Origin of the sequence: Flavobacterium supellecticarium (assembly GCF_004801375.1) — a bacterium.
In the GTDB taxonomy this organism is placed as follows: domain Bacteria; phylum Bacteroidota; class Bacteroidia; order Flavobacteriales; family Flavobacteriaceae; genus Flavobacterium; species Flavobacterium supellecticarium.
Map to the genome: position 1 here is coordinate 22,429 of NZ_SSNZ01000010.1, position 13,437 is coordinate 35,865.

At 39.4% G+C, this 13,437-nt stretch carries 14 protein-coding genes; 9 read left to right on the top strand and 5 right to left on the bottom strand.

Going from position 1 to position 13,437, the window contains the following annotated elements:
* The first annotated feature begins 53 nt into the window (after positions 1 to 53).
* From E6C50_RS15605 to bshA, 7 genes are all read left to right on the top strand, one after another.
* Positions 54 to 1,022 carry an MlaD family protein gene (locus tag E6C50_RS15605; RefSeq protein WP_136404172.1) on the top strand — a complete coding sequence of 323 codons (969 nt, stop codon included), beginning with the start codon at positions 54 to 56 and terminating at the stop codon, positions 1,020 to 1,022.
* Positions 1,023 to 1,041: 19 nt separating this feature from the next.
* A complete protein-coding gene (locus tag E6C50_RS15610; protein ID WP_136404173.1) occupies positions 1,042 to 2,370 on the top strand; it encodes a (Fe-S)-binding protein in 1,329 nt (442 codons plus the stop codon).
* 42 nt (positions 2,371 to 2,412) lie between these two features.
* A complete protein-coding gene (locus tag E6C50_RS15615) occupies positions 2,413 to 3,204 on the top strand; it encodes a (Fe-S)-binding protein (protein ID WP_136404174.1) in 792 nt (263 codons plus the stop codon).
* 2 nt (positions 3,205 to 3,206) lie between these two features.
* Positions 3,207 to 3,689, top strand: coding sequence for an ABC transporter ATPase (locus tag E6C50_RS15620; RefSeq protein ID WP_136404175.1), 483 nt, complete (start codon positions 3,207 to 3,209; stop codon positions 3,687 to 3,689).
* Positions 3,690 to 3,770: 81 nt separating this feature from the next.
* Positions 3,771 to 6,674: a glycoside hydrolase family 3 N-terminal domain-containing protein gene (locus tag E6C50_RS15625; RefSeq protein ID WP_136404176.1), complete on the top strand. Its 2,904-nt coding sequence runs from the start codon at positions 3,771 to 3,773 to the stop codon at positions 6,672 to 6,674.
* Between the two features lie 19 nt (positions 6,675 to 6,693).
* Positions 6,694 to 7,149: a DUF1801 domain-containing protein gene (locus E6C50_RS15630; RefSeq protein ID WP_136404177.1), complete on the top strand. Its 456-nt coding sequence runs from the start codon at positions 6,694 to 6,696 to the stop codon at positions 7,147 to 7,149.
* 83 nt (positions 7,150 to 7,232) lie between these two features.
* On the top strand, positions 7,233 to 8,366 hold the full coding sequence (gene bshA / locus E6C50_RS15635) for an N-acetyl-alpha-D-glucosaminyl L-malate synthase BshA (protein WP_136404178.1): 1,134 nt from the start codon (positions 7,233 to 7,235) through the stop codon (positions 8,364 to 8,366).
* Positions 8,367 to 8,409: 43 nt separating this feature from the next.
* Here the strand turns inward: bshA and E6C50_RS15640 are convergent, their stop codons facing one another.
* From E6C50_RS15640 to E6C50_RS15650, 3 genes are all read right to left on the bottom strand, one after another.
* Positions 8,410 to 8,904, bottom strand: a complete 495-nt coding sequence (locus E6C50_RS15640) for a hypothetical protein (RefSeq protein ID WP_136404179.1) — start codon at positions 8,902 to 8,904, stop codon at positions 8,410 to 8,412.
* Between the two features lie 99 nt (positions 8,905 to 9,003).
* Positions 9,004 to 9,786: a hypothetical protein gene (locus tag E6C50_RS15645; protein ID WP_136404180.1), complete on the bottom strand. Its 783-nt coding sequence runs from the start codon at positions 9,784 to 9,786 to the stop codon at positions 9,004 to 9,006.
* 43 nt (positions 9,787 to 9,829) lie between these two features.
* Complete coding sequence (locus tag E6C50_RS15650) at positions 9,830 to 10,663, bottom strand: UDP-2,3-diacylglucosamine diphosphatase (RefSeq protein ID WP_136404181.1); 834 nt, start codon at positions 10,661 to 10,663, stop codon at positions 9,830 to 9,832.
* A 144-nt stretch (positions 10,664 to 10,807) separates the two neighbouring features.
* Here E6C50_RS15650 and aroC point away from each other — a divergent pair, with 144 nt between their 5' ends.
* Together aroC and E6C50_RS15660 are read left to right on the top strand one after the other, a co-directional pair.
* A complete protein-coding gene (gene aroC, locus E6C50_RS15655) occupies positions 10,808 to 11,857 on the top strand; it encodes a chorismate synthase (RefSeq protein WP_136404182.1) in 1,050 nt (349 codons plus the stop codon).
* 165 nt (positions 11,858 to 12,022) lie between these two features.
* Positions 12,023 to 12,769: a T9SS type A sorting domain-containing protein gene (locus E6C50_RS15660; RefSeq protein WP_136404183.1), complete on the top strand. Its 747-nt coding sequence runs from the start codon at positions 12,023 to 12,025 to the stop codon at positions 12,767 to 12,769.
* A gap of 45 nt (positions 12,770 to 12,814) precedes the next feature.
* Here E6C50_RS15660 and E6C50_RS17780 read toward each other — a convergent pair whose 3' ends face one another.
* Both E6C50_RS17780 and E6C50_RS15665 read right to left on the bottom strand, forming a co-directional pair.
* Positions 12,815 to 12,958, bottom strand: a complete 144-nt coding sequence (locus tag E6C50_RS17780; RefSeq protein WP_168732841.1) for a hypothetical protein — start codon at positions 12,956 to 12,958, stop codon at positions 12,815 to 12,817.
* Positions 12,959 to 13,023: 65 nt separating this feature from the next.
* Positions 13,024 to 13,437, bottom strand: coding sequence for a thiol-disulfide oxidoreductase DCC family protein (locus tag E6C50_RS15665; RefSeq protein ID WP_136404184.1), 414 nt, complete (start codon positions 13,435 to 13,437; stop codon positions 13,024 to 13,026).

Below are 13,437 nucleotides of genomic sequence, written 5' to 3' on the forward strand. Positions count from 1 at the left end.
AATACTGTAGGTAAAATATTTATTTTTAATTTTGCTCATTAAATATTTGAATTTTGAAAATAACTAGAGAAGTTAAAACAGCAATTTTAGTCATTACCTCTATAGTGGTATGTTTATGGGGGTATAGTTTTCTGAAAGGAAAAAATCTATTTGACTCCAATCGTAAATTTTATGTTGTATATGATAACGTAGAAGGTTTATCACCTTCGGCGGCCGTAACGATAAACGGATTGGTAGTGGGGAAAATATCCGCTATCGAAATCCAGCCAAACACCGGGAAATTACTGGTGGAAATGCAAATTAAAAATGATTTTGCGATTTCGAAATCGAGTGTTGCCAGTATTTACGAACCGGGATTTATCGGAGGTAAACAAATTGCGATCCTTCCGAATTTTAAAGATACCAACATGGCACAGTCAGGCGATTATTTACAAGCCGATGTGAAATTGGGCTTAACAGCCAAACTGGAAGACAAATTGGCGCCGATTCAGGAAAAACTGAATAAAGTTCTGGAAAGTACCGATGTGTTGCTTAATAATATCAATAATGTAATGGATACACAAACGCAGGCGAACTTAAAAAATAGTTTAGCGGAGTTAAACAAAACGTTGACCAACTTTAGTGCGGCTTCGGTAAATGTAAATCATCTACTGGCAGACAATAAAGGTAAACTTGATCATACGATTACGAATATTGATAAAGTATCGACTAATTTTGCGAAGATGTCCGATTCATTAGCGAAAGCAAACATTGGTAAAACGGTTAAAAACCTGGAAAGCACATTAGCTAATGTCGACAAGATCATGAACGACTTACAGTCCGGAAAAGGATCTATGGGGAAATTGTTAAAAGACGATGCGATGTATAAAAACTTGGCGGGCGCTTCCAAACAATTGGAATTGCTGTTAGGCGACATGAAGCTAAACCCGAAACGCTATGTACATTTCTCTCTATTCGGAAAAAAAGCAGCGCCTTATGTAGCACCGGAAGAAGAGAAAACAACAACAGAACAAAAACAATAAGCATTAATCTATACTTTATATGAGTTATTTAGATAATATACTATTTGCCATTATCCTTGTTTTAGGAATCGGTTTTTTTGCACAGAATGTCAAAAAACTGATTCGCAACATTAAATTAGGACAGGATGTAGACCGTACAGATAATCCAAAGGAAAGATGGCGTAACATGGCAATGATTGCCTTAGGTCAATCGAAAATGGTTAAAAGACCGGTAGCCGGAATATTACACATCATAGTATATTTAGGATTCATTATTATCAATATTGAAGTATTGGAAATCCTGATCGACGGTTTATTCGGAACACACCGCGTTTTCTCCTTTTTAGGCGGATTCTATAATGTATTGATCGGTTCGTTCGAAGTATTAGCTTTTTTAGTAATTGTAGCTATTGCAACGTTTTATATCCGAAGAAATATCATCAAATTAAAACGTTTTATCAGCAATGATTTAACCGGATGGCCAAAAAGTGACGCAAATAATATTCTATATTTCGAAACGGTATTGATGGTTTTATTTCTGGTTTTAAATGCTGCCGATTTGCATTTACAGACACTAGGCGTAGGTCATTACAATCAGGCGGGAGCTTTTCCGGTTTCGCAATTTATCGCACCGATCTTTAACGGAATTTCCGAAAACATCGTGGTATTGATCGAAAGAGCAGCCTGGTGGTTGCATATTGTGGGAATCCTGATCTTCCTGAATTATTTGTACTATTCGAAACACCTCCACATTCTATTGGCTTTTCCGAATACTTATTTTGCCAACCTGAAACCACAGGGGCAGTTTGATAATCTGGAATCGGTTACCAAAGAAGTAAAACTAATGATGGATCCGAATGCTGATCCGTTTGCAGCAGCACCGGCAGGAGAAGAACCGGTACATTCCAAATTTGGAGCCAGCGATGTTCAGGATTTAAACTGGGTTCAGTTGCTAAATGCGTATACCTGTACCGAGTGTGGACGTTGTACGTCGTCCTGTCCGGCAAACCAAACGGGTAAAAAGCTGTCACCAAGAAAGATCATGATGGATACCCGTGACCGACTGGAGGAAGTAGGGAAGAATATTGATACCAATAAAGGCGTATTTGTACCGGATGGTAAATCATTGTTAAACGACTATATTTCAACAGAAGAACTATGGGCTTGTACCTCTTGTAATGCCTGCGTGGAAGAATGTCCGGTAAACATTAGTCCGCTTTCCATCATCATGGACATGCGTCGTTACCTGGTAATGGAGCAAAGTGCCGCGCCGATGGAATTAAACAGTATGATGACCAACATCGAAAACAACGGAGCACCTTGGCAGTACAACCAGATGGACCGTTTGAACTGGAAAGACGAAAACTAATTAAAAAACAAACCTTGCAGTATTGCAACTAGTATAAAAGATATGTCAGCAAATTTAGTAGTTCCTACAATGGCCGAAATGATGGCAGAGGGAAAACAGCCGGAAGTCCTGTTTTGGGTCGGTTGTTCGGGAAGTTTTGACGATAGAGCGAAAAAAATAACCAAAGCGTTTGTAAAAATATTAAACCAGGCCAACGTATCCTTTGCCGTATTGGGCACGGAAGAAAGTTGTACCGGTGATCCCGCAAAAAGAGCCGGAAACGAATTCCTGTTCCAAATGCAGGCGATGATGAATATTGAAGTGATGAATGCCTACGAAGTAAAAAAAGTCGTAACCGCATGTCCGCACTGTTTTAATACCATCAAAAACGAATACCCGGAATTGGGCGGAAGCTACGAAGTGGTCCACCATACCCAGTTTTTAAAATCCCTTTTGGACGACGGACGTTTAACCATCGAAGGTGGACAGTTTAAAGGTAAAAAAATAACCTTCCACGATCCGTGTTATTTAGGACGTGCGAATAATGTTTATGAAGCACCACGTGAGCTAATCCAGAAACTGGATGCGGAATTAGTGGAAATGAAACGTTCGCGTGCCAACGGACTTTGTTGCGGAGCCGGAGGAGCACAGATGTTTAAAGAACCTGAAAAAGGAAATAAAGATATTAATGTAGAGCGTACCGAAGATGCGCTGGAAACCCAGCCGGAAATCATAGCAGCCGGCTGTCCGTTCTGTAATACCATGTTGACCGACGGTGTGAAATTCAAAGAAAAAGAACACGAGATCAAGGTAATGGACGTGGCAGAATTAATTGCTAATGCCAAAGATTTATAATTATGTACGTACCTTTTGATACTATGCCTGAAGAATCCCGAATCTGGATTTATCAGGCCAACCGAAAACTTAGCGACGAAGAAATGCAGGAAATTGAAGTCGCTTTGGTAGCATTTGTATCCAATTGGGCCGCTCATGGAACCGGTCTTGAAGCTTCGTTTATTACCAAATACAACCGTTTTATCATTTTAACGGTTAACCAGGAGAAACAAGCAGCAACAGGTTGTTCGATTGATGCGTCGGTTCAGTTTATACAGGATCTGGAAAAGAAATACGAAATCGACTTGTTGGACAAAATGAATGTAACGTTTCGTTTAGGTGACTTTATTGCCCACAAACCGTTGATTGAGTTTAAGAAGATGGCCAAAGAAAAAGCCGTATCCGGTAACACTATTGTTTTTAATAATTTAGTGAATACACTGGGAGAGTGGCAGGAATTTTGGGAAGTTCCGGCTAGCGAAAGCTGGCATAGTCGCTTCTTCTAAACGAAAAATAAAAATACTAGCATCTAAAATCATCATGTGCAACGTTGCGTGATGATTTTATTTATTTAAAAAATTAAGTTAATGAGATACCCTGTTTTTCTACTGTTATTAATTGGTCCGTTTATTTTTGCACAAAGCCCCAAACCTGTTTCCCATTATTCTGAGGAAAGAGAAAAAACCTGGGTGGACAGCATTTATAACAACCTGAATTTCGAGGAAAAATTGGGACAATTATTCATGGTTGCGGCCTATTCGAATAAAGATGCCGCTCATGTTAAATCGGTTGAAAAACTGGTAACCGATTATGGCGTGGGAGGATTAATCTTTTTTCAGGGTGGTCCGGTGCGGCAGGCAAAGCTGACAAACTATTACCAGTCGAAAGCAAAAGTGCCGCTTTTTATGGGAATTGATGCCGAATGGGGATTGAGCATGCGACTGGATTCTACCTATCGTTATCCGTGGAATATGACATTGGGTGCGGTTCAGGATTTAAAACTGATCGAAAAAATGGGACAGCAAATGGCTATTCAGGCTAAACGCATGGGCTTGCATTTTAACTTCGCTCCGGTTTTGGATATCAATACCAATCCGAAAAATCCAATTATCGGAAACCGTTCGTTTGGGGAGAATAAAGAGAATGTAACCAAAAGAGCCTTGGCGCTGATGAAAGGGATTCAAAGCGAAAATGTCTATGCGACCGGAAAACACTTCCCGGGACATGGAGCGACCGAAAACGATTCGCATTATACCTTACCGTTGATCAATGCTACCCGGGAACAACTCGATGATGTCGAGTTTTACCCGTATAAAAAACTGTTTCGGGAAGGATTGTCCAGTGTAATGGTAGCGCATTTGAATGTGCCGAGTCTCGAGCCACGACCGAATTATCCGAGTTCGATATCCTATGAAGTTGTAACCAATGTGTTGAAAAAGAAACTCGATTTTGACGGACTCATTTTTACCGATGCGCTCAACATGAAAGGTGCGAGTAGTTTCAAGCAACCGGGCGATATCGATTTGGAGGCCTTTTTAGCTGGAAATGATATTCTTTTGTTTGCCGAAAATGTTCCGGTGGCGATCGAAAAATTCTGTCAGGCGTATAATGATTCAATATTATCGGACGATAGAATCGAGTATTCGGTAAAAAAAATCCTGAAATACAAATACCGAATCGGATTGAACCATTACAAGCCAATCGATTTAAACAATTTGGTTAAAGATTTGAATGCGCCGGAATACGACGATTTGAATTACCAGTTATACGAAAATGCCGTTACCGTTTTAAAAAATACTGATAACGAATTGCCAATTGGTGATCTGGAAAACGAACGAATAGCCTATATTAAATTAGGCGACGATAAAAACGAAACGTTTTTAAACACACTGCGAACGTATGCGCCAGTCACCGATATTCCATTGGATACGGTGCCTTTAATGCTCGAACAACTGCGAAATTTTACCAAAGTCATTGTAGGTTTCCATAAAGCAGATGGTGCCTGGAAAAAGCATGATTTTACGCAAAAAGAATTGTCGATGCTCAACCTGATTGCTTCCAATCATAATGTGACGCTAACAGTTTTTGCTAAACCGTATACATTATTAGCAATCGATAACTTCAATGTCTTTAGAAACGTAGTATTGGCTTATCAAAACAACGATATTGCACAAACCGTAGCGGCCGAAGTTATTTTTGGAGGAGTCGGAGCCAAAGGAAAACTACCGGTTTCAATTAACAATGCATTTAAAGTTAACGACGGTCTCAAGACGCAAAAAATGAATCGCTTGTCGTTTACGACACCGCAAAATGTAGGAATGAACCCGACAATATTGGCAAAAATTGATAAACTGGCACAAAAAGCCATTGATGGTAAAATGACACCGGGACTGCAAATCGTAGTCGCGCGTCATGGACGGGTTTTCTACCAGAAATCATTCGGATACCGCGATTATAAAAACACCGATAAAGTGACCAATCAAGACGTATACGATCTGGCATCACTAACCAAAATCCTGTCGACTTTACCGAATATCATGCAATTGTATGATAAGAAAAAGATCAACATGGATACCAAACTGGGCGATATGCTACCGGTTTTTGCAAATACCGATAAAAAGAACATTACTCTAAAAGATATGTTGACGCATCAGGCTCGTTTTCAGGCCTGGATTCCGTTTTATCAAGCCACTTTAGACAGTACCAAACACCCGTCTAAAAAATACTATCGCTATACCTATTCGCCGGATTTCCCGCTTCAGGTTTCCGAAAACCTGTATTTGCGTAAAGATTATTCCGATACGATTGTAAAAAGGATCGCAGATAGTAAGTTACTACCGAAAAAAGAATACAAATACAGTGATTTTCCGTTTATCATCCTAAAAGATTATCTGGAAAAAACCAACCATACGACCTTGGATGTTTTAAGTGATAAGGCCTTTTACAAACCATTGGGATCGGCCACGATGACCTATAATCCGTTGCGTAAAATGGATATGGATATCATTCCGCCAACCGAAAAAGACAACTATTTCCGTTATACAAAAGTGCAGGGTTATGTACACGATATGGGTGCTGCGATGCAGGATGGCGTAGCGGGACATGCCGGTTTGTTTGCCAATGCCATCGATGTGGTCAAAATGATGCAGATGTATCTTCAAAAAGGAAACTATGGAAACCATCAGTATTTTTCGGAAAAGACATTCGATGAGTTTAATAATTGTGCTTTTTGTAAGGAAGGAAACCGTAGAGGAATTGGTTTTGACAAACCGCAACTTGGAAAAGAAGGACCAACCTGTGGTTGTGTATCGATGACCAGTTTCGGGCATACCGGATTTACCGGAACCATGGCCTGGGCCGATCCGGAGAAAGATATCGTTTATGTATTCCTGTCCAACAGAACCTACCCGGAAAGTGCTGTAAACAAACTTTCAAAAGAAAATATCCGTGAAGATATTCAGAAAGTGATTTACGAAGCGATTACTGACTAAACCATCAAAAAATATCCTTATGCAATCAAAAGAAACCACTCCTGATGCTTATTTCGATTCGTTACCAGACGATCGTAAACCAGTGATGATCAAATTAAGAAAGATCATAAAAGAAAGTTTACCAAAAGGATTTGAAGAAGGAATGGGCTATGGAATGGTAGGCTATTCGGTTCCACATTCGACCTATCCGAATGGGTACCATTGCGATCCGAAACAACCGTTACCGTTTTTAGGAATGGCTTCTCAAAAGAATTTTATTGCCATTTACCATATGGGGATTTATGCCGATAAGGCATTGTACGATTGGTTTGTTGGAGAATATCCGAAGCATGTCAAAACCAAATTGGATATGGGAAAAAGTTGTATCCGCTTTAAAAAAATGGACACGATTCCGTATGAACTACTAGCGGAACTTTTTACCAAAATGACGGTAGAAGACTGGATTATACGCTATGAAAGTATGCTGAAACGCTAACTTTTTCGTTTCGTTAATTTTATCTAAAAATCCGGATTACCTTACTTTTTTGCAGTACTTTAGTTCACTTTTAAAAACTAAAAATGAAAATTGCTATAGTATGTTATCCTACCTTCGGCGGTAGTGGTGTAGTGGCAACCGAGTTGGGTTTGGAGCTCGCCCGGAGAGGTCACGAAATTCATTTTATAACGTATAGTCAGCCGGTGCGATTGGCCTTGCTGAATCCTAATATCCATTATCACGAAGTACACGTACCGGAGTATCCGTTGTTTCATTACCAGCCGTACGAACTGGCCTTGTCCAGTAAGTTGGTCGACATGGTAAAACTGCATAAAATTGAACTTTTACACGTACATTATGCTATTCCGCATGCCTATGCCGGTTATATGGCAAAAAAAATGCTGGAAGATGAAGGAATCCGTATTCCGATGGTGACTACACTACACGGAACGGACATCACGCTGGTTGGGAACCACCCGTTTTACAAACCGGCTGTATGTTTCAGTATCAATAAATCGGATGTGGTGACTTCGGTATCGGAAAGTCTTCGCGATGAAACCTACCGACTTTTTGATATCAAAAAAGAGATTGTGGTGATTCCGAATTTTATCGAGATTGATAAAAACAGAATCGATGAAAATTCCCCTTGTCATCGTTCGTTAATGGCGACAAAAGAAGAAAAAATCATTACCCATATCAGTAACTTCCGAAAAGTGAAACGCATTCCGGATGTGGTGAAAATTTTCAACGAGATTCAAAAAGAAATTCCTTCCAAGTTAATGATGGTTGGCGACGGACCGGAAAAAGAAGTGGCCGAAAAATTATGCGAAGACCTGGGGATTACCGACAAAGTGATTTTCTTTGGAAATAGTAGTGAAATCGATAAAATTTTATGTTACTCCGATTTGTTCCTGTTGCCATCGGAAACGGAAAGTTTTGGATTGGCCGCATTAGAAGCAATGGCTTGTGGTGTGCCAATTATCTCAAGTAATTCGGGCGGATTACCGGAAGTAAACAAAGACGGTTATTCGGGTTACCTGAGCGATGTTGGGAATGTACAGGAAATGGCTGCCAATGCGATAAAAATCTTATCGGACGACGAAAAGCTACTGACGTTTAAAAAGAATGCGCTCGAAGCATCCAAAGAGTTTGATATCATGAATATACTTCCGCTTTACGAAAATCTGTATCGCAAAGCACTGGAAGATTTTGCATAAATTAGAAAATAAAAACGGGTTGTCTTAGACAACCCGTTTTATTTTAGAAACGGTAACGAATACCTAATGCGATATCCGGACCGAAGTTATCACCTCTGTAATCGTCGTTAAAGTATAGCTCCGGACGGAAGTCTAATGAAATTTGTAACGGAATGTCGAATACATATTCGATACCGATATCACCGGCAGCAAATACAAAAGTACCGCTGTCTTTTACATCTACATGGTAGTCATTTTCATAACTCCAGCTTCCGATTCCTCCACCAACACCGGCATACCAGTTAAAGCCACCGTCGATGTTCCAAACCCACTGGTACAAACCGCTAAGTTTGAAGGCATCTACATGCTTGCTGTTTCTCCATCCAAGGTCGACTTCCAAACGGTTATTTTTAGAAAGACCTCGCTGATAGGAGATCTCACCACCAAAACCATCGTTGTCGCCTAAACGCAGACCTAAAGCATTTTTAGAAATTTCCTGTGCTTGTGTGCCAAATGCTAATCCCATTAACATGAAGGCAGATAAAAATAGTTTCTTCATATAAAAAATTTTAACAATATAACCCTGCTGTTTGGTTATTATTATAATTGTCGGCTTTATTTTAACAAACAATTTTATTGTATGGCAGGGTAACTTTTTTTAATTAATATGATAATCATCTAAGAATTCCTGTTGCGTCTGATTTCCGGAATTCGGTATTGGTAAAGGGATTCCGGCTGGAATACCACTACTCAATGCATACTGTAAATGGGTATTGGTATGCACCACACCGATGTCTTTGGCGAAATACTGCGTAGAAACAAGAACATCTTGTGAAGGTAAGACTACAAAAGGTATGCCAAAATAAACGGTTGAGACCTGTAAATTTATGATTGTGTTAACAGCTTTTACATTGGTGTAGGCATCACCGTTAGGTGAAGTATAGTTTGGGAACGTGACTCCGGCGATGCTAGTTGTCTTATATTGAATGGTTAACGGTAAATCCTGAACGGTTTGTTGTAAGGTTCCGGTGACGTTACTTAATGTTTGTCCGGTGGTAGCATTTTCTTTAAAAATAATAAAATTATTTAGGCTAATCGCGATAGGGAGTCCGGTAAAAGCTTCCAGATCGAAGGTCCCGGAAGCCAGAATCTCATCGCCCGACTTACGAATTCCGTTTTTATTTAAAGAGTTGGAATAAAATCCAACTGGAAAATCTTTGGCTTTGCATTTTTTATGAGGAGTGCTGGCAATCAGTGTGTCGTTTGCGATATAAAGGGAATCCCGCATGGCATCGACGGTATACGTCCAGTAGTTATTAGTCGATAGAGGAAAATAAACAGAATTGGAAGGTGTACTACCCGTTGTTGATTCTTCAGTAGAGGAAGAACAGGAGCAAAGTAGCAAAACACCCAAAAGGGCCGGGATGTATCTTAAAATCATTTAGTAAAATCTTTTAGCTAATGTACTAAAAAATGTTAAAATATTAACCTTTCATTAGTATTTTTAAGGATAATAACTCCTGGCTCAATTTGGTTTCCTGTTCGAAATAATCATCCTCCTCTTCGGCTTGCACCGCTTCCGGAGAATACTGATACAATTTCCATCTTTTTTTATTGTATTCCAGCGCGGTCAGATTTTCAATCCAGTCACCGGAGTTCAAATAGAGTGTTTTCCCTTTTTTATTTTCCTTTTCAACGATTTTAGGTTCGTGAATATGTCCACAGATCACATAGTCGTAGTTTTTTTCGATGGCCAAATCAGTTGCAGTCGTTTCGAAATCGGAGATAAATTTAACGGCTTTTTTGACACTGCTTTTGATCTTTTTGGATAGGGAATACGGTTCTTTTCCCATTTTTATCAGACACCAGTTGATAAAACGGTTTAGCAAAATCAGATAATCGTAGCCAATACCGCCTAGTTTCGCGATCCATTTGGCATGATGTACGGAATTATCAAAAATATCACCGTGAAAAATCCAGGCTTTTTTATCGTGTAAATCCAAAACCAGTTTGTCGACTATGGAAAAATTCCCCATTGTGGTGTCGCTGAATTTCCGTAACATCTCGTCGTGATTTCCGGTGATATAATAAACCCGCGTCCCTTTTGAAGAAAAATCCAGTAATTTTTTTACGACTTTAAGATGGGATTTTGGGAAATAGGATTTTCGAAACTGCCAGATATCGATAATATCACCATTTAAGATCAGTGTTTTGGGCTTGATCGTGTTCAGATATTTCAGTAATTCTTTCGCATGACAGCCATAAGTACCCAAATGTACATCGGAGATAACAACAATATCAACGCTTCTCTTTTTCAAGGAATTGAAATTTAAGTTTAACAAATAAACCCTTTTGTTGTTATTAAAAATTTAATGAAACATTAAATAATTATTAGTTCTTTGCGAAAAGTTTAGTATTGCCGTGCGATCAGAATAGTTTATTTTTGTATAAAAATACGCGTTATGGCAGGAAATACATACGGAACATTATTCAGGATAACCACATTCGGGGAATCGCATGGAGAAGCTTTAGGAGGAATTATTGACGGATGCCCGGCTGGGATTGCTCTGGATTTTGAAGCCATTCAAAAAGAAATGCAACGCCGGAAACCGGGACAATCGGCTATAGTAACCCAACGAAAAGAGGAAGATGCTGTACAATTCTTATCGGGAATTTTCGAAGGAAAAACAACCGGAACGCCAATCGGTTTTATTGTACCGAATACGAATCAGAAATCAGACGATTATTCCCATATAAAGGACACGTATCGTCCCAGTCATGCCGATTATGTATACGAACAAAAATATGGCATCCGCGATTATCGTGGTGGCGGACGTAGTTCAGCTCGTGAAACAGCGAGTCGGGTAGTGGCCGGAGCGATCGCCAAACAAGCCATGCCGGAAATTAAAATCAATGCGTTTGTCTCGTCGGTTGGCGATATTTTTATCGACAAACCCTATCAGGCCTTGGATTTTTCATTAACAGAAAGTAATGCGGTACGTTGCCCAGATCAGGCGACGGCCGAAAAAATGGAAGCGTATATTAAAGAAATCCGAAAAGAAGGAGATACTGTTGGTGGTACTGTTACCTGTGTCATTCAAAATGTACCAATCGGTTTGGGCGAGCCGGTATTCGACAAACTGCATGCCGAACTGGGAAAAGCGATGTTATCGATTAATGCGGTAAAAGGGTTTGAATATGGTAGTGGTTTTTGTGGTGCCAAAATGAAAGGAAGCGAGCATAACGACCTGTATAATCCCGATGGAACCACTAAGAGTAACCTCTCCGGAGGTATTCAGGGGGGAATCAGTAATGGTATGGACATTTATTTCCGGGTTGCCTTTAAACCGGTTGCAACGATCATGCAAAAACAGGAAGTTCTTGATAATAAAGGGAATATAGCCGAACAGCAGGGCAAAGGACGTCATGATCCTTGTGTGGTGCCGCGTGCGGTGCCGATTGTCGAAGCAATGACTGCAATTGTCCTATTGGATTTTTTCCTTAGGAAGTGAAAAATTAGTAAAAAAAATGAATTTTCTTTAAAACCTTAAGTTAATAGTAAGGTTTTTTTGTGTGTGTTAACGGAAGGTTGTATTTATTTTGAATTAACATTTGTGTTGTTTTTTCCTTAAAATTTAATAGTTAATTTTACTTTTAGTAATACAAAACCAATTATAATGAAAAAAACATTACTTTGTTTATGCCTTGTGTTGGCATCAATAAACACAACGTTCGCACAATCGGTAACGGTTCCTTTTAACAATATGGCAATCGAAAGCTTTATGTTTTATAAGCTTAATGAGCCGGGAGAATTCACCGGGACGCTAAACAGTGTTACGATGAATGCTATCCTTAACGATTCTGCCATGGAAACGTATGCGAGTGATCTTACAGTATATGTTACGGCTAATGGCGATATTAATTCATTGGGATTATTGCAAATTGGAGGGTACGACGATTTATATGCAGACCAGAGCTATTTCTGGGATGATGGTGATTCGGACGAGCCAGGAACTCCTGTAACAGGAACAATTGTATTGGATACACCGCTTAGTTTCGACGGAACAACGTATACCGTTTGGTTAGGTCATGGTTACGATGGAGAAGGAGCAGCAGGTATCTGGACCGGAACGTTAACGTTAAACGGTCTTACAGAAGTAACGGCTTCTGCTAACGATTTTTCAAAAGCGAAATTTACAGTATTCCCGAATCCGGTTCATGATGTGGTAACAGTTGCAAACGATGCTAACGTTATGGTGAACCAGATTGCAATCAACGATATCAATGGAAGAACGGTAAAAACTGTAAAATTTGATGCGGTTTCGGAAGCTCAGGTTAATATTGCCGATTTAAATTCCGGAATCTATTTTATGAATATCACAACAGATAAAGGTGTGACAACTGAAAAGATTGTCAAAAAATAATAATTATTTTTTCTGATTTGTATTTGTAAGAGCGGGACTATAATATTAGTCCCGTTCTTTTTTCTTTTTATTGCTGTTCATCATCAGGAAAATAGATGCGACTAATGAAAAGATGACGAACGAAAAAATACCAATCATAATAAAGGCACCAACGGACCAGGAATACAGGGAAATAAAAAGCTTTACCATTTTTAAGAGATTTAGTTACCCAAATCTAACTTTAAATTAGCGGTAAAATGATGATAATTATCAGGTTATAAAAATTTTGCTTTAATTTCCGGACTCGGTAACATACACTGGTCTTTTTTACCATACCATTTATAGCGGTTTTTAGCCACATAATCGTAAACAGCATTGGAAATCGGTTTTGGAACCCAACTAAATAAACCAAATAGCGAATAAACGCCACCGATGGTTTTGGCAATCGAAATCGCAGCATCGGCTTTATAATGGTAGGCTATTCCGGGTTCGTACAGAATAATACTGTCGGTTTTGGAGGTGTCCACACCGATATGGCGAATTACTTGTTGCCCCAATTCCGATTGTAACGGAAGGAAACGAAACACATCTTTCTTGTCGTGTTTGATGATAAACTGCACCGAACGATCACACAAGTTGCAGAAACCGTCAAAAAGCACGATCTTTTTGTCTTGAGGTAAACCTTCCAT

Coding starts and splice junctions, on each gene's coding strand:
- E6C50_RS15610 (WP_136404173.1), top strand. CDS start 1,042: ATGAGTTATTTAGATAATATACTATTTGCCATTATCCTTGTTTTAGGA.
- E6C50_RS15615 (WP_136404174.1), top strand. CDS start 2,413: ATGTCAGCAAATTTAGTAGTTCCTACAATGGCCGAAATGATGGCAGAG.
- E6C50_RS15620 (WP_136404175.1), top strand. CDS start 3,207: ATGTACGTACCTTTTGATACTATGCCTGAAGAATCCCGAATCTGGATT.
- E6C50_RS15625 (WP_136404176.1), top strand. CDS start 3,771: ATGAGATACCCTGTTTTTCTACTGTTATTAATTGGTCCGTTTATTTTT.
- E6C50_RS15630 (WP_136404177.1), top strand. CDS start 6,694: ATGCAATCAAAAGAAACCACTCCTGATGCTTATTTCGATTCGTTACCA.
- bshA (WP_136404178.1), top strand. CDS start 7,233: ATGAAAATTGCTATAGTATGTTATCCTACCTTCGGCGGTAGTGGTGTA.
- E6C50_RS15640 (WP_136404179.1), bottom strand. CDS start 8,904: ATGAAGAAACTATTTTTATCTGCCTTCATGTTAATGGGATTAGCATTT.
- E6C50_RS15645 (WP_136404180.1), bottom strand. CDS start 9,786: ATGATTTTAAGATACATCCCGGCCCTTTTGGGTGTTTTGCTACTTTGC.
- aroC (WP_136404182.1), top strand. CDS start 10,808: ATGGCAGGAAATACATACGGAACATTATTCAGGATAACCACATTCGGG.
- E6C50_RS15660 (WP_136404183.1), top strand. CDS start 12,023: ATGAAAAAAACATTACTTTGTTTATGCCTTGTGTTGGCATCAATAAAC.
- E6C50_RS17780 (WP_168732841.1), bottom strand. CDS start 12,958: ATGGTAAAGCTTTTTATTTCCCTGTATTCCTGGTCCGTTGGTGCCTTT.
- E6C50_RS15665 (WP_136404184.1), bottom strand. CDS start 13,437: ATGGAAGGTTTACCTCAAGACAAAAAGATCGTGCTTTTTGACGGTTTC.